The sequence below is a fragment of the Dictyobacter vulcani genome (assembly GCF_008974265.1).
Classification (GTDB): Bacteria; Chloroflexota; Ktedonobacteria; order Ktedonobacterales; family Ktedonobacteraceae; genus Dictyobacter; species Dictyobacter vulcani.
Genome location: NZ_BKZW01000001.1, coordinates 3,982,165 through 3,998,134 on the forward strand (window position 1 = coordinate 3,982,165; position 15,970 = coordinate 3,998,134).

The 15,970-nt window shown below is 48.1% G+C and carries 16 protein-coding genes; 10 read left to right on the top strand and 6 right to left on the bottom strand.

The window, feature by feature from the left end:
- Positions 1-286: 286 nt before the first annotated feature.
- Positions 287-961: a hypothetical protein gene (locus KDW_RS17000; RefSeq protein WP_151757054.1), complete on the bottom strand. Its 675-nt coding sequence runs from the start codon at positions 959-961 to the stop codon at positions 287-289.
- A 75-nt stretch (positions 962-1,036) separates the two neighbouring features.
- Positions 1,037-1,477: a hypothetical protein gene (locus tag KDW_RS32285; protein WP_170296538.1), complete on the bottom strand. Its 441-nt coding sequence runs from the start codon at positions 1,475-1,477 to the stop codon at positions 1,037-1,039.
- Between the two features lie 485 nt (positions 1,478-1,962).
- Here KDW_RS32285 and KDW_RS17005 point away from each other — a divergent pair, with 485 nt between their 5' ends.
- Positions 1,963-2,685, top strand: a complete 723-nt coding sequence (locus tag KDW_RS17005) for an HD-GYP domain-containing protein (RefSeq protein WP_151757055.1) — start codon at positions 1,963-1,965, stop codon at positions 2,683-2,685.
- Here KDW_RS17005 and KDW_RS17010 read toward each other — a convergent pair.
- Entirely contained in the window at positions 2,668-3,846 is a 1,179-nt protein-coding gene (locus KDW_RS17010) for a sigma-70 family RNA polymerase sigma factor (RefSeq protein ID WP_233097727.1), read from the bottom strand. The two genes, KDW_RS17005 and KDW_RS17010, sit on opposite strands and share 18 nt — an antisense overlap.
- 449 nt (positions 3,847-4,295) lie before the next feature.
- On the opposite strand from KDW_RS17010, the gene KDW_RS17015 reads away from it, so the two are divergent.
- From KDW_RS17015 to KDW_RS17030, 4 genes are all read left to right on the top strand, one after another.
- Positions 4,296-4,694 carry a hypothetical protein gene (locus KDW_RS17015; RefSeq protein WP_151757056.1) on the top strand — a complete coding sequence of 133 codons (399 nt, stop codon included), beginning with the start codon at positions 4,296-4,298 and terminating at the stop codon, positions 4,692-4,694.
- A 98-nt stretch (positions 4,695-4,792) separates the two neighbouring features.
- Complete coding sequence (locus KDW_RS31820; RefSeq protein WP_162005308.1) at positions 4,793-4,951, top strand: hypothetical protein; 159 nt, start codon at positions 4,793-4,795, stop codon at positions 4,949-4,951.
- A 569-nt stretch (positions 4,952-5,520) separates the two neighbouring features.
- A complete protein-coding gene (locus KDW_RS17025; protein WP_151757058.1) occupies positions 5,521-5,766 on the top strand; it encodes a hypothetical protein in 246 nt (81 codons plus the stop codon).
- A gap of 79 nt (positions 5,767-5,845) precedes the next feature.
- Positions 5,846-7,171, top strand: coding sequence for a HEAT repeat domain-containing protein (locus tag KDW_RS17030; protein ID WP_162005309.1), 1,326 nt, complete (start codon positions 5,846-5,848; stop codon positions 7,169-7,171).
- Positions 7,172-7,223: 52 nt separating this feature from the next.
- Here the strand turns inward: KDW_RS17030 and KDW_RS17035 are convergent, their stop codons facing one another.
- Together KDW_RS17035 and KDW_RS17040 are read right to left on the bottom strand one after the other, a co-directional pair.
- Positions 7,224-8,516, bottom strand: coding sequence for an NAD(P)/FAD-dependent oxidoreductase (locus tag KDW_RS17035; protein WP_151757060.1), 1,293 nt, complete (start codon positions 8,514-8,516; stop codon positions 7,224-7,226).
- A gap of 13 nt (positions 8,517-8,529) precedes the next feature.
- Positions 8,530-9,834 carry a DUF1015 domain-containing protein gene (locus KDW_RS17040; protein ID WP_151757061.1) on the bottom strand — a complete coding sequence of 435 codons (1,305 nt, stop codon included), beginning with the start codon at positions 9,832-9,834 and terminating at the stop codon, positions 8,530-8,532.
- Positions 9,835-10,293: 459 nt separating this feature from the next.
- On the opposite strand from KDW_RS17040, the gene KDW_RS17045 reads away from it, so the two are divergent.
- The 3 genes from KDW_RS17045 to KDW_RS17055 are packed head-to-tail and all read left to right on the top strand — an operon-like array spanning position 10,294 to position 12,339.
- A complete protein-coding gene (locus KDW_RS17045) occupies positions 10,294-10,581 on the top strand; it encodes a protein kinase family protein (protein ID WP_151757062.1) in 288 nt (95 codons plus the stop codon).
- 38 nt (positions 10,582-10,619) lie between these two features.
- Positions 10,620-11,474 carry a serine/threonine-protein kinase gene (locus KDW_RS17050; RefSeq protein ID WP_233097728.1) on the top strand — a complete coding sequence of 285 codons (855 nt, stop codon included), beginning with the start codon at positions 10,620-10,622 and terminating at the stop codon, positions 11,472-11,474.
- Positions 11,464-12,339 (top strand): QcrA and Rieske domain-containing protein, encoded by an 876-nt coding sequence (locus KDW_RS17055; RefSeq protein WP_151757064.1) that lies wholly within the window; start codon positions 11,464-11,466, stop codon positions 12,337-12,339. Before KDW_RS17050 ends, KDW_RS17055 begins: the two co-directional genes overlap by 11 nt.
- 114 nt (positions 12,340-12,453) lie before the next feature.
- Here the strand turns inward: KDW_RS17055 and KDW_RS17060 are convergent, their stop codons facing one another.
- A complete protein-coding gene (locus KDW_RS17060; protein ID WP_151757065.1) occupies positions 12,454-13,089 on the bottom strand; it encodes a YbjN domain-containing protein in 636 nt (211 codons plus the stop codon).
- Between the two features lie 585 nt (positions 13,090-13,674).
- Between KDW_RS17060 and KDW_RS17065 the strand changes: the two genes are divergently transcribed.
- Positions 13,675-15,390, top strand: coding sequence for a serine/threonine protein kinase (locus KDW_RS17065; protein ID WP_162005310.1), 1,716 nt, complete (start codon positions 13,675-13,677; stop codon positions 15,388-15,390).
- Positions 15,391-15,617: 227 nt separating this feature from the next.
- Entirely contained in the window at positions 15,618-15,881 is a 264-nt protein-coding gene (locus KDW_RS17070; protein WP_151757067.1) for a 4Fe-4S dicluster domain-containing protein, read from the top strand.
- Positions 15,882-15,970 lie beyond the last annotated feature (89 nt).

Below are 15,970 nucleotides of genomic sequence, written 5' to 3' on the forward strand. Positions count from 1 at the left end.
TTTTCCTCGCCTTGAGTAAGCCAGAGTTGAAAAGCTGGCATTATGCGCCTGGAATATGTATCCCAATCAAAACCATGCAGGCGTGTTATCATACACCACTTCCACCTATTATTTTTAGCTTTAGTCTATGCTTGCCTTACTACATAATACTGCTGTTTTTTTATATCTCCAAATATGTAGCGCGAGAGTACCACTTCCAGCTTTTATCTGCTAACATATAAAATCGCAGAGATCCTTCATCAGTGTAAATGAAAGGACATCTGCGATTTCTGGTGGATTAAGCCTCTTAAGCGAGGAAAGGATCATCGTTACTATCGGTTGTTTCTGTCGGATCCTGATTGGGAAGGGCATAGAGGCCCATTTGTGCCTGACGCATGATGGTTTCCAGCACTGGATCATCCTGGACATTTGGCGCAATGAGCGGCGAGAATGAGATCGGCTGCTCTTTTTCCTTGCCCGGAGCATTCCATTGTATGTCCTTGTCTGCGACTTCTTTCGGGAGTACCTGCGAAAGATCAAAGTTGTCTAAAGGCAATGGGCTCATATCGCTGGTACTGACAGGATTTTTCCGGGGCGTTGCTGCAATCTGACCGGGTAGGGGTGATGTGATGGGCTGTAGCGCGCCGGGCATATAGCCAGGATCTGCTTCTTTGGACGCAGGTGTAATGGCTTGCTGTGGACCGGTAGGCATAGAGATAGTGCGGTGTGGATCATTGAACAGAGGGGGTGGGGTGGGCGTAAGCGCCTTATGTGAGCCAGTTGGCATTGCAATGACAGGTCCTGCAGGTTGCATAGGCATATTCATTTGTGCGGAAACTGCAAACGCTGCCTGCTGTTCTACACCAGGTAAGACAAAGGTGGCATCCGGATCTGCTCGATTTAGCCACGGGGTTGGCTGAGCGGCTGGTCTGGCAAAACGTGCATAGGAGATTCTTTGGGGCTTTTGTTTACGTAAAAACATAAAGGCGATTAAGCCGGTAATCAACAAAAGAAAAACAGAGCCAAACGCAATCGGGATCAGGACTCCTCCGATCCGCTACCCTGGGTTGTTGCCTGATCCGGTGCATTCCCACTGGCAACCACTGCCGTCGCGGTTGGTGTGACTGCTGCTGCATCTGGCGTTGCGGTTGCGGTTGGTGTTGCGGTCGCCTTTTTGGTCGGGTCTACTGCTGATGGCGTAGTGCAGGATTACCCGGATTGCCAGGATTACCCGGACCCACAGGCGGAATTGCTGGCTGTACTGGCTGAGTTGGGTTTGTGGTCGGAATCGGGGTAGGAGGCACAGACGTAGCTGTAGGGGGCACCGGTGTAGCCGTAGGGGCACCGGCGTAGCCGTAGGAGGTACCGGTGTAGCCGTAGGAGGCACCGGCGTATCAGTTGGTGTAGGTGTTATTGCTACAGGTGTATCGGTGGGTAAGACATCGATAATTACCAGGGTTGATGTGACTGTCGCAGTTGCATAGGCATGTGTTTGCACAATTACTATGTTCAAACCAATAAAAAAAATAAATACGCCGCAAATCATAGCCTTCTTGAAGTGTTTTAATGCTTTTTTTTTCATACTTCTGTTCACTCGCATCAATCTCCCAGCAGATTGGTTCTGTGTTTTGAGCTTTGCCTCTCCACTTTGATATGTTTACGACGTAGCGGAGTTATAGGGAGCTTTTCCATTGAAAAACATGGACCGAGTCAAGTGTAGATGCACTCTGCATATGTCGTCAAGCTGATAGAAAAATGTACTAGTATATATCAATTCTTGAGGGCTTTTACTACGAATCCTATGCATGGCTAACCTCAATACACGCTTTAGCTCCACAAACTCTATTTCAAATATCCTTGCTTGTTTGTGTCTCCTGGTGTTTCAATGTTGTGTATTGTGTAACACCAGGACATTTTTGACGTAGTATTACATATAAGATTTTATCGCACGTTTAGCCGCCCACCTGGAGAAGGAGTAGATATATGCTCATCAATGGCACGGCTACTTTGCGTTGCAAAAATTTTCTACGCTATCGAACTGATCTTTCGTTAGAGCTCTATGGCTATCGCAGGATCCTGAATGATCAGGATGTAGCCTATCTTTTGCATTCAATGGAAATGGCTGTTGTTGATACTTTAGCCATCTGGTGTGATTGCGCTACCAATATGCATGCACAGCGGCTGTTGAATTTAGCAGAGGCAGTTGGCATACAACTGCACCTTTCTCAGAGCGACCTCGGATTATTGCGTCTGGCTGCCTTATTACATGATATTGGCAAGGTAGCTATTCCATCTGCCATTCTACAAAAACAAGGCCCACTCGATCCACATGAGTGGGCCCTGATCCGTTTGCATCCAGAAATTGGTTGGAGCATATTGCAGGGAGCGGGTGCAATCCTGGAGCAGGTGGCCTTACTGGTCATCGCCCATCATGAGGCCTGGGATGGCAGCGGATATCCCAGAGGGCTACGCAAAACAGAGATTCCTTTTTTAGCACGCATCCTGGCCGTGGTAGATTCCTATGATGCTATGGTCTCCGAGCGCGCCTATGGGAAACCGCTGCCAGCAAGCAGTGCCTGCCATGAATTAGTGCGCTGTGCTGGCCAACGATATGATCCTCACGTAGTAAACGCTTTTCTACATGTGTTGATCGGGACAAAAACGTACAGCGACATGCGTGGTTTCTATTCAAGCATAATCCTTTAATAAATGGACCTGCACAGGTTGACGAAGAGTGCGTAAAGCTTTTACTTCGATCTGACGAATCCGTTCGCGCGTCAGTTTAAAGTAACTGCTGAGCTCTTCCAGGGTATGGCAGTAACCATCCTGTAACCCATAGCGTAACTCAATAACCTGCCTTTCACGCTGGCTTAAGATCTCAAGCGAGCGTGAAATTTGATCCCGCAAGACTTGATGGGTGACAATATCCGCTGGAGCCGCGGCATGCGGATCCTCGATCACATCTGCGAGATGATACTGCTCATCATCGCTGAGTGGCGCATCGAGAGAGATTGGAGCTTCGGACATGCTCTGAAGCTCTACAATGCGCTCTTTGGTGAGCTGTAGGGCCTGGGCGATCTCTTCTGGAAATGGATCACGCCCCAGATCTTGATAGAGTTGGCGTGTGATCCGCTTCATCTTATAGATTAATTCGACCACATGGACTGGAATATGAATAGTGCGTGTATGTTCGGCGACGGCCCTACTGATTGCTTGCCTGATCCACCAGGTGGCATAGGTGCTAAAGCGAAAGCCGCGTCCAGGATCGAATTTTTGGGCGGCCCTTATTAAGCCTAGATTGCCTTCTTGAATTAAATCAAGGAGTGAGACACCGTGGTTATTGTATCTTTTTGCAATGCTGACGACCAGGCGTAAATTCGCCTCAACCAGATGTTGTTGAGCTCTATTATCGCCTGCAATAATGCGCCTTGCCAGATGCATTTCTTGTTCAGCGGCCAGGAGGGGATAGCGGCCAATTTCTGCCAGGTATTGGCGGATAGCATTTTCCGCTTCGAGATCACCCTCTTCGACCTCTTCTTCTTCATCTAGATATTCCTCATTTTCATTGTAGCGTGCATCTCCATAAGTGACACTATTTTTTCCTTTTCTGTTCTCATTGGTGGCCTTATTTGATACCCGGGTAGATCGATTTTCGTCATCAATGGCTGGTGTATAATAAGTCATATCATCATCGTTGGCTTGATTAGCTCTTTTCCCTTTTTTAGACGCGAGTGTACTTGCGTGTTTTGTGGTCACTCTGGTTTTTTCTCTTTTACAGGAAAGCTCGACTTTGCCGGTTGAGACATATGGCTGGACTTCGACATGATCATTTGAAAGTGTTTGCATGTTGCTGGTGATGGCTACCATATACCTACTTCCTCCTTAAACCTCAAATCCCATTCCACAAATTTGGTAACCGGAGATATGTGTTGCGTGGGCCAGGTTGAGCAACACTGTTCATAAATTTTTACGAACTATCCCCCTCATATACTACTACTGCAAGATATGTGCCAATATAGAGTTGTAGGGATGTACGTGCCTGTTGCCTGGCTTTATGAGGGAAAATGAGGTTAATCAGTGACGTGTCACTGCTTTGGGCACCAGCATATGCCGAAATTTTTTCCATGTACTGGGGATTTTTACGCAGTTTCTCTCGTCAGCGCGAGAATTCGGGTGATTATTTTTCTTACCTGTTTGAATTTATTATACTCCGACAAAAAAGTGGGGATGGCCGTTTATTTGCACAGGTAGCAGAGGTGAAGGGTGAGAATGATCTGAGGTGTATATAGAGACATGGTGGATAGGAAACAAAGGACATGGAGCATTCAATACATTCTGCAAATAAGGAATTACGAGCCTATGGAGGGCATTTTTTAACCGGAACATATAGTCCTGCTCGCAGGTCACCGGAATTACCAGCTATTCCTGCTCGCGCCTCGGCACATCCAGTGGCAGTGGTTAAAATACGTCCGCGCTATCCACGAATAGCGGAAACAGCAGAGGGTGGTGATATTACCCGTATTCCAACCATGCCACAGTCCCGGGCGATCTGGGAATATGAGACGCCGCACTATGCTGCCGCCAGCAGTTTATCTGTGTTGACTCTGGCTGTTACCGATACTGCTTTAACTATTATCCGACCATCCAGGCAATCTGAGATGCTTTCGCAAGAAACGGCAGAGCAACCACAGGTGGCCCTCGCTATTCCATTGTAGAACGTTTGCGCACGCATGATATCGAGGAATTTGATACGGTTCCTCCATTGCTGACTTCACCACTAAAAAGCTATCATGTGTCATCAAAGAGATGGTCATTGATAGCTCATCCCATTGAGGGTCTGCGCTGGTGGTTAGTGCATCCTGGTCGATTAGAGTTTTTGCTCTGGTTGCTTGGTACTATGCTTTTGCTCTGTGTGACTGTCCTCTTTACCGTGTTACTATTGTCGAATCTTGGCTATCTCACTTTTCATTAAGCACATCCTGGCCGTTCCGTTGGGGTTCAGTGAGCAGGTTTCTCCGACGTGATCAGGTCGCAGGCTCAAGCCCTGCCGCTACGTTACGTTTTATGTAGCGAGTCGAAAGTGTCAGGCGTTCTTTGAGAGAGGATATGCCAGAAAGCTGGAGGAGATTTTTTGGTTGAGTACATAGTAGGGCATCGAGTGTTATGCATATCTGGTGATCTCGACGCCTATAAGCCAATGTGGTACAATTCCTTGCATTGATGCTCACCCAGCCAGAATGTATTCTTCCTTACTTCTAAGGAACCATTGAAGGGTCCGGGAAAGTCGTACAGCGACGATAAGCGAGCGTTATAGCAGGTGGGGGAATTTCCACCACTGTACTCCATGGATAGCGAAGTGCCAGGTAAACCTATGCCTGAATGGTAAGAGGCGATAAACTGTTGAGTGCGCTATCTCGGGTTGTTAATAGCTAACATATCGTGTAAAATCATCAACATGGTCGCGTCTCTGAGGTGCATTGAGATGGTGATACAGTAACCAAATATGTTTAATCATAAAAAAGGAAGGCAGAGCAAACGCTTATGCCAAGAGGACGCAAGGGGTCTCCTCAAGAGAGCGTGGATAGCATTTTACTGGCGCTAAGCCGGCGTGAAGATATCGATGCTGAGACCATGTCCCATTATCTGGATCGTCTGGATCAAGAATGGGCTGAGGGAGCGCGAGAAAAAGTACTGCATTTGCTGCGCAGTAATGATCCTATGGCCCAGGCTGCGGCATTGCGCATTCTGGCTGAATTAGCGACCGATTTTGATATTGAAGGGCTTTGAAGATTTTATCACTGATCCAACGGTCAGTGATCTTGCCAAGCTTTCTCTCTCGCCTATTTTAAAAGAATTAGGATCAGAGATGGCAGATGATGGCATCATCGAGTACTTGAATGATCCTGCCGGTGCTATTCGTCAGATGCAGATGCGCCTGCTTGAGCTTGTAGGACAAAATGAGATGGGCGTTGAGACAATTCTGGAAGATGTTGTTTCCATGCCTGTCGAACGACGTTTCGCCTTTATTAATTGGCTAGGGAATAGTAATGATCCACGTGCTGCAAATCTGTTGGTACCGTTGTTGGAGAATCAAACCGGCAAAGTGGTAATGGCAGTGATTGAGGCACTGGAATTGTTGGGCCCTATTGCGATTAATCAGACGATTCCCGCTTTGAATCATGTGATCGCAACTACCTCTAATCGACAGCTCAAGCAGCAGGCGCGTACAACGCTTGGACGTCTGACAATGCAATCGATGTTAGGGTCAGAGGATGCTGCGTTGCTTGAGGCGCGCCAGCAGCAGTATCCAGCTTATCAGGCTCGTGTGAGCTCTATTGACGGTTCTGGTACCCAACTCATTATGTTATCCTGGCTGCGTCCTGATGGCTTGATTAAAGGCGTCAATGTCCTGTATCAAGATCAGAAGGGCATCAAGGACTGCTATGGGGTAGACGAGATGGACACAGAGCAGTGGGAGTCACTGATAGGGGATCTGGATGAGCAGGGCTTTAGTAGCTTTAAGGTTTCCTTCGAATATGCCTGTGCTGTGATTCTGGAGGCTCGAGCCTTGAATCGGCGCACCCGCACCCGCTTACCCATCGCGTATTCGATCTGGCGTCCGTTAACAGAGGCGGGCGTACGTGATAAGAAAGCTGTCGCTAGTTTACCTGCTACTACACTGCCATGTGTAGAACTGACCGCTGAAGCACGTGCCATGGCTGACCGTGCGGATGAGCTCTATCAACTCAAAGAGTTTTCTTCCTGGTTATATGAGCCGATCGAACGCATCGAACCATTTATTAGCCGCTATTGGGCGGCGCTCAACATGGTTGAGTCCACCACCAATAAGCGTAAGAAAGCCCGTATGCAGGAGCAGCGCGATCTTTTGACCTCATTGGCCAGCGAGTCTCTCCATGAGTTAATAGATGATAAGTGGCGTACTACCTATGCCGCTCGTTTGTTGCGGCAGGCTGCGTTACTTCAGCAGGCCGACCAGCATGAATATGTGCCAATGATACAAGCAACCGCTACGTTGTTGGATCCGGCTTCTCAAGTTCCTGTGCAGGACCAAACATTTCCGATTGCTCTGATCAGTATATCCATTGAACAGGGTCCGCTGCGCTTAATGGTTGAGTCCTTACGTAGTGGAAGCTTGAGTTCTTTTCCGGTGGAGTTTTTTCAGCAGGATTAAACAAGGGCCCTGGCTTTTTGCTTGCGAAAGCCTGGAGCCCTTGGCTGCTTCTTCAGGATTGACTGGGTACTAATTGCCGCGTTTTCAGCAGCTCTCGCGCTGCTACCTCTCCGCTATGCATTGCTCCTTGAATACTGCTCGATTGGGTATATTCTCCTACCAGATACAGCCCTGGTACATCTGTCTGACTGGCTGGCAATGTGTCGTAAATGCCAGCTGGCTGATAGAACTGGGCGAAAGGAATACGGTAGAGCGCTAGCAACTGCCAGTGACTTAAATCATGATGGGGGAACCAGCCAGCGATCTCAGCCTTGCTGCGTTCGGCCAGCAGCTCATCATCCTCGCTCGGATTTCCCAGCACCGTGACTGAGAGGAGATGTTTGCGTGGTGGGGCATAGGTTGGCGCAATATTGCTGACCAGTACCGCATTATTAACATAGGCGTGTGGATCAGCATTGAGTAGAATTTTACGTTGATTGTATAAACGTTCATCGCCAGCGAAGTATAAGCAGACCGCACCAACTCCCTGGGTAGGTAGTGGCTTGTGGGTAAACTTTTCCGCAATCGGACTCGAGGTTGCTACTACCACAGTTTCAGCTTTGATTTGTTCACCAGTGACCAGACGTACGCCTTGAACGGTGCCATTCGTGATTAACAGCTCGCCAACGCGGGCGCTATTGCGTACCGTTCCTTTTGGCAAACTGGCGACGAGCTGCTCAGGAATACGTTGAATACCTTCCGCCGGCAGGATAATATCACCGGTTGCCAGCATTTTAAAGGTAAACTGAAACATACGCGCGCTGGTTTGCAGTGAACGATCCAGGAAGATACCACCATAAAAAGGCCGGAAAAAGTTATCAATGATTTTGTCCGAAAAGCCCTCACGGCGTAAATACGCTTCAGTTGTCTCGTCCTGATGACCTGGTTGCAGGGCTCCTGAGAAGATTTCGTCGCTGGATACACGTTGCAACTGTGTCCTTAATTTAAGGATGCGCAATTTATCCATGGTCGAAATCAAAGGATTTAGCAAGCCGGAAACTGCATGCGCGGGCTCACGGATGGGATCCGTAATGGTGTAATGCTTGCCATTTTTCTCTAAGATTGCACCAGGATCAAACTTGCGTTGCTTGAGCGTCTGATAATTTAAATGGCGTGTGGCTGCCTCATACGACGTAAAGAGCACCTGAAAACCACGATCGAGGCGATAGCCATCTTCGTGATAGTCGGTGCGTACCCGCCCTCCTACTTGATCGGCTGCTTCGAGAACAAGGACTTTTTGTCCTGCTTCCGTGAGCAATTTTGCGCAGGTTAAGCCTGCCAGACCCGCGCCGACGATGATAATCATGCTTCTGTGCTCCTTACCATAAAGGATTGATCACCAATCCGGTGATGAGCTTGGGATAGAGGTACGTAGATTTCTGTGGCATACGATCGTCTGCCAGTGCCACATCGCGTACCTGCCGGAATGGAATACCATTGAGTAATATGATTGCCTGGGCTGTGTGATCAGGTAATGTTTGCAGTGCCTGTTTTGTATCATGCATATAGCGCACGTTTTTACCCGCCGCGACATCTTCTGCTGTAATCTGAAGCAACGTCTCTAAAATTAATCTCTGTACCATGGCAACATCCAGGTTATTCCAGGCTTCTGAGTGGCCGCTCTCTTTCATCAACTGTTGACCTTTTTTATTGATGGTCAGCAGCAGGGTTTGTTCCGCAGTCTTAACCACCAATGATGGTTGAGATTGACCAGCTTGCGCGAGCTGTTCCAGCATCTTCTCATCGCTCATAGTGTCTAACGTTTGTACTGAGAAATAGGCTGAAAGTTGTTCTGGCGAGAGCTTGTGTAGTTGCTCTGTTGTAAGATCAGCTAACAGGCGGTGTGTGGGTAATACCAGCATGCCTGGATCATCCATATCAATCAACGCCATCAGCATAAAGTTTGCGCCATCCTGTGGATGCAGACCACGGCGCTGTTCGGCCACTTCATTCCGATATGCCAGAGCTGTCGTATAGCGATGATGTCCATCGGCAATATAGAGTTGACGTTGCGCAAAGAAATCCTGGATCAATGCGATATGCTCTGGATCAGTAATGGGCTGGAGCAGGTGCTCTTCTCCATTTTCATCCACCACTTGCACCTCTGGTTGACTGGCATAACTGGCCAGCAGGCGACGGACGCGTCCCTGAGGATCATCATACATGCACATAATGGGACTAAAGTTCGTCGCACAGGCTCGTAGGAGCTGCATGCGGTCTTCTTTATCTTTATTGCGTGTATGTTCATGAGGCAATACTACACGTGCTTCCCATGGCTCAAGACGAATGCGAGCGAGCAGGCTGGTGCGTGTGTATTGTTGCCCGCCATAGGTGAAGCGTTGCTGGTAGAGATAATAGCAGGGATCAGTTTCCTGGCTCAATACACCTTTTGAACGCCACTCTGCCAGTGTTGTTGCAGCACGAGAATAAGCATTATTGAGTTTATCATCAGTGGGATAGCTTTTCCCCAGTTCTAAACGAATAATGTTATATGGATTTCGTTCGTAGTACCCGGCCTGTGCTTCCGGGCTAATCACATCAAATGGAGGGGTAATTACCTCTGCCTGATCACCAATGATTTCTGGTGCAAAACGTAATCCACGTAGTGGTTGGACATCTGCCATACAACGATTCTCCAATCCCTTTTGTATTTAAAATATGTATGTATTTCAAAATGAATGAAAACACAATACAGAAAAAAGCTTTTCTGGTGGCTTTGTCAAAGATCTTCCGCGCTCATTGTACCATGTTTGGGAGAAACGGTGGGATGGATGGGACTCCCTGCACCGGTTAAGGTTTTCGACATTTTTTATCCACAAGTCCTGTTTTATGCCTATCAAATTGACTCAATTTGATACAGCGAGTAGATTCAATATTGTGGATGAGAAAAACGATTTTTATCGCATCATTGGCGCTAGCCCCATGTTGATTGGACCCGTATAGGTAAATGCATACAGATAACGAATCTATCCAGTTTTACTGTTTGAGTTAGGCTAACTCTTGAAACCGAAAAGTCATCTGGGGTGGCATGAAGATACATAGATTGTTTACTGTATGTAGTTTGTACTTTGGAGAAATGTTGGATGCAGACAAAAACAGAAGACCAACTTGTTGGACACGTTCTTGGGCAATATCGGGTGGAGCGTTTTGTGGGCAGGGGACGTTTACAGTCCGTTTATCTGGCTCGGCACCAGACTCTGCAACGCGTGGATGCGCTGACGCTTTATTCTTTGCCTGAGCAGTTTTCAAATGAGGCACGCACACTTTTCTTGACGCGTTTTCGTAAAGAGGCCTCTTCAATTACGACCTTAGACCATCCACATATTTTGCCCGTCTATACCTATGGTGAAGTGCTCGGGTCCCATACTTAATTACACCTTACAACACCAATGGTTCACTGGCAGATGTCGTGAAGCACCAGGGGCGTTGCGAGCACCCATTTGTCACTTCTTTGTTGAATCAGATGGTCGATGGATTGGCATATGCGCATTCAAGAGGCTTTATACATGGTACTTTAAAGCCATCGAATATCGTGGTTCAGGATGATGAGAATATCCAGGTAGCTGGATTTGGTCTGATGCATATCTTACAGCGCAGTGGTGTTGATAAGACTCCTTTACCCTATGCCCATCTTTTGAGCATCGGAGATACGTTTTTAGCGGCCTCAGAATATATTGCCCCAGAGGTTGTTCAGGGACAGGCGGTGGATCAGCGTTCGGATATTTATGCACTTGGATGTATTCTCTATGAGCTTTTGAGTGGCCGCCCACCATTTAGCGGTAGCAATCCCCTCGAAGTGGCACAGATGCATATACGCCAGACGTTTCCTGCTTTGCGTAAACTGTGTCCGGACATTCCTGTGGCGCTTGTTTCAGTCGTCAATCAAGCCCTATCCCGTGATCCTGATGCGCGTTTTCAGAGCGTTCGCGAATTGGGCGAAGCCTTCACACAGGCTTCAATTGGCGCGACCCAGAGCGTGCCTGTCGTGCGTATGCAGCGGATGAATGCCCCTGCTCAGAACTCGCAGGAGATGCCTCGCCAGGGCTCTACAATGGGAACAACTGGCAACTCGTTCCTCCTATTGTCACCGGACACCTTCCAGCTATTGGGGCAATCACACGTGAGACTCCTCGCCGCGAGCAAGCAGGCATGGGATCGAATAGAGGTCGTCAGACGAACTATCTCGCTCAGACAGGCCCGACCGCTGTGCCCGCTCCTCCCACTATCCACCAGCCGTTCCTCAGGACCTTCCCATGGTGGCTAAACAGCAGCAACCAGATGAGGATGTAGTCGCGCTGCTTACGCCTGGTATGACGCTGGCGGGTACGCATGCAACAGATGCCGAGTTGATGAAAGCCTATGAGTGGTGGTCACCAGCCGAGCCAGTTCAGGCCCCACCTGCTCCAGCTCCATCCAGAAGCGCCCAGCCGCCAGCTGCGCCAATGGTACTTCCGTCCACTGATATGTTGGATTGGGGTTTGTCAGATACCCCCACCTCTGCAGTGACAAAAAACAAAAAACGCCCGCAGCAAGGATCGCCGGCCCGACCGTCTACACAGAAGATGAATCGTCGCAGTGTGGTTGCACTGCTGGCCTCAGGTGCTGTTGTGGCCGGTGGCGTAGGTCTGGCTTTCAATCTCGGTAAATTGACTGCGCCCTTTCAAGCTAACCAGCCGCTTGCTCAACAACCTGCTCCGGCGCAAAATACTCCTCAGAAGCCTGCCACAAATCCTGTGAACCAGAAGCAGCCGGTGAAAAATCCGCCTGCGAAGCCGCAAAATGGAGGTAACACTACCCAGAAACCTGCGGCCCCTGGTCATGTTGGTACTGTTGTTGGTTCGCAAAACCAGCCTGTGAATAGCGCCATCAGCTTTAATAATCCTGCTGATCAGCAGGCAAGTCTCCTGGTCCGTCTGCCTGCTGGCACCTTTGTGGCCTATGAAAAAGCCTGTACCCATGAAGGGGTTAAAGTCAACTATGATCCGGCAACTAAGATGTTTGTTTGCCCGGCCCATGGTGCCATTTTTGATCCTGCTAATGGCGGTCGAGTGGTGCAAGGTCCTGCCGATGCGCCATTACCACCGGTCAAAGTAAATGTTAATGCCGACGGCACTATTACAGCTGTCTAAACTGGCATTCATGATCACTTTTCAAGCTTAAAACGTAAAATCTCCCAGACCGGCAGAAATACTGTTGCCGGCCTGGGAGATTTTACAGTTGTGAAGGGTGAAAAAGGGCGAGTTTTACTCTGGATATCTGCTGAGCAGGCGCGCAACCTCTTCCAGGACTTCATTAACATCCAGTTCTGGTTGCTCGTGTTGAGGCGTTGTTGATTGTTCGGGCGTCTCGGTTATCTGTGCCATGGCGGCTGTCAGGCCAAAATCGCTTTCATCAGGTGCCTGGGCAAAAAACTCATTTTCACAGGACTGCAAGGCGTCCTCGGGTGTCTGGTTGCCTTCAATAATACGGGGTAGTAAGTCATGGTAGATTGCAACAGTCTGTACCAGTGCGCTAAAGGCCAGACGGAACTGCTCAAAAGTGATTTTTTGATCTGCGAGAGGAATACTTTCTTCCAGGCGTACCTCGCCATCGTTCAGATCAATGCCAAATTTACCCATTGCGATACGATAGTTGACCGCAAGTAAGGCTTCAAGGCACTCCAGACGTTTTTGCTCGCTGACTGTCCCTATTAGTGGCACGATCAACATGAGCTTGCTTGCATTTCCGCTATGATGAATACCTGTGATCATATGCCACTGTCCTTGTTCACCGCGGAAGGTCAGCTCGATGGTATGCTGGGAGCGATCAACCTGTGAAATCTTTAATCCTAATCGTTTCAGGTATTCTGCAACGTGGAGGATGCTAAAGCTATTTGTCATGCAGCTCTGCTTTCTCTTAAAGGTGATGAAGGATCAAAGGGCTGGTAACCCATCTGTAAAATTTTTTCAAGTATAACATATCAGTAAGAACTGAGTGCAGAGAGGGAGAGGATTCCCATTATCCCCCCACAGATGTACTAGCCCGGAGGATTGTCCAAAAGTATTATTAGTCTTTCCTGATGTTACCTCTACTTCAGGCGCTCGTATATGCGATTGTATTTGTAGAAAGGGCTTGTATTCTTGACGTAAGTTGGGTAATGTAGTGAGGATTTTATTTGAAGTTGATGGGCACATAATCATGCGCGACGGACAATTCCTGCCCTAAAAAGGACAACCTCGTGAGTGTTGAATGGAGTAAAAGATTATTTTGTCTCCTATCGCAAGCAGAAATTCCATATCGCTGAGAGTACTCATTTTATAGAGAAAGATGCGAATCGAATTTTCTCTAGATACATAAGTTTAAGATTTGACAGTAGGTGACAGCCATGATTAAAATACATATAGTTTCCTGGTGTATTATGGCAGATCATAACGTTTCAATTATTGCACCTGATCTCAAAGGGGAAGTTAGAGAGGAGCTTGAGCGTGGCTTCAAATAGGGGGCAGCATCTGATTGGTAAGGTGCTAGGCTCATGTGTGTTGGAAAAGCTGCTCGGTTATGGCGGATCCAGTGCCGTTTTTCTCGCACAGCAGCAGGATCCAGCGCGGAAGGTCGCAGTCAAAGTCTTCTTACCACGTTCGGGGATGGATATGCGCATGCAGCGCGATTTCTATCTGCGGTTCCTGCACGAAGCAGAAGCAGTCAGTAAATTGGAGCATGCGAATATCCTTCCCGTGTATTCATATGGTGAACAGGATGGTCTGCCCTATATTGTGATGCCCTATATGCCAGGGGGAACGCTTTCTGAGTATATGGCGAAGCGGGGTCCATTGTCCTTGAAGGAAGCTCGCTGGTATCTGGAGCAGCTGGCGGCAGCTTTAGATTACGCGCATGCCCATGGTTGTGTTCACTGTGATGTTAAACCCGCGAATATTTTGTTGAACAGTGAAGGACATGTGGTGCTATCTGATTTTGGCATTGCCAGGGTCCTGCAACCTGAACTTGCTACGGGACAGAAAGATTCCAGGCCTTCTGAAGCCGTGATGGGTACACCTGATTATATTTCGCCGGAGCAGGCTTTGGGCCGACCGGTAGATGGCCGTTCGGATGTTTATTCTCTGGGTATTACCTTGTTTTTTGTGTTAGCGAAGCGCTTACCCTTCCGAGCCGATTCGACCATTGCGCTGGCATTGCTACATGTGCATGAACCACCCCCATCGCTGGCCTTAATCCGGGCAGATATCTCCCCTTTGTTGGATCGCGTGGTGCGTAAGGCGCTGGCAAAGGAGCCAGGTGAGCGTTTTCAGTCAGCGGGTGAGCTGAGCCGCGCTTTTACTGCTGCTATTAATGCAGGCGAGAAGCGTTCACAACTGGCGCAGTCGTCCTCCTTTGAGGAGGAACAGAATTTCATCAGTCCCCCATCAGGCGTGGCTGCTCCTCGCCCTGTGGTGCGGGTCAAACCGTTGTGGACCAGTCCTGTGAAGTCTTCCAGGTTTAAGCGCCTGGTTTTCACGCTGGTAGTGCTCCTGATGATTGTGCTCACGACTGGTTTTACTCTGACTTTTATGAATAATAATCAGCGACATGCACCGCCAGTCGTTCGCGTGCAACCTACCGCAACGCCTACGCCAATCCAGATGCCCACTAATCCTTTTCAGTTGATCACAAAGTGGCCACAAAGCTCAAACTTTTTCTTTGATAGCAATCATCGGTATCATATCAAAAACACTCAGCAGAAATCTGCCATGTTTGCTCGCTTCAGGGATTATCAGGTGCAGGATTTTAAGCTAACCGTGACGATGCTTGAGGTTAACAACAAGCAGGATGATCGTGATTTTCATGGTGTCATCTTTCGTACCGCTGCTGATCAATCATTTTTTTATTTGTTTGAGATCTCTCCTTATGATCATCAACAATATGCTTTCCTCCGCTTCTCGGATAGCGATAAACAGCAGCAATGGAAGACGCTTGAGACCGGCAGAAGTTCGGCTATCATGGCCGATACAGGAAAGAGCAACACGATAACGATTGAGTCACGAGGAAATGTCTTTTCATTTGCTATTAATGGGATCCCATTAATAGCAAATGAAAAGGTGGATGCGAATGCGAGTACCCCACGGTCTGGCTTGATTGGACTCTATGTTGAAAATCAAGGTGTAGAAGTCATGTTTTCTAATCTCTCAGTCGCAACGTTTAAATAACAACCAGGGGCATGTTTTTTTGATGCCTTGTGCATTTTGGAAGAAAGAGTTAAAGACTTCTCATTAGAAGGATAGCTGATAGCTTCAATGAAGGGTGGAAGTACTGGCGCAGGCAATTGACATCATCTGGACAACCCTCTATACTGAAGTTGGCCCAAAACAAAACTTCGCTACTGTATAGCTTTCCTGGCTATCGCAGCATGCTAATAGGAGGATGTTTAGAAACTATGACTTATGTAATTACGCACCCATGTATTGGTGTTAAAGATGCATCCTGTGTTGATGTTTGCCCGGTAGATTGCATTCACCCTTCAGCCGGTGAACCTGGATTTGATGAGCAGGAGCAACTATATATTAATCCTGATGAGTGTATCGATTGCGGTGCCTGTGAGCCTGCTTGTCCGGTAACGGCTATTTTTGAAGAGTCAGCAGTTCCTGCAGAGTGGAAAAGTTATATCAAGATCAATGCCGACTTCTTTAGTGGTCAATAGTCCGGGTGAGCGTAGATCATAGCTCAAAAGAGGTCTCTTTAAGTAAGGTGAGCTCAATGGGCTTGTAACAGGGTGAGTTACCTGCCTTT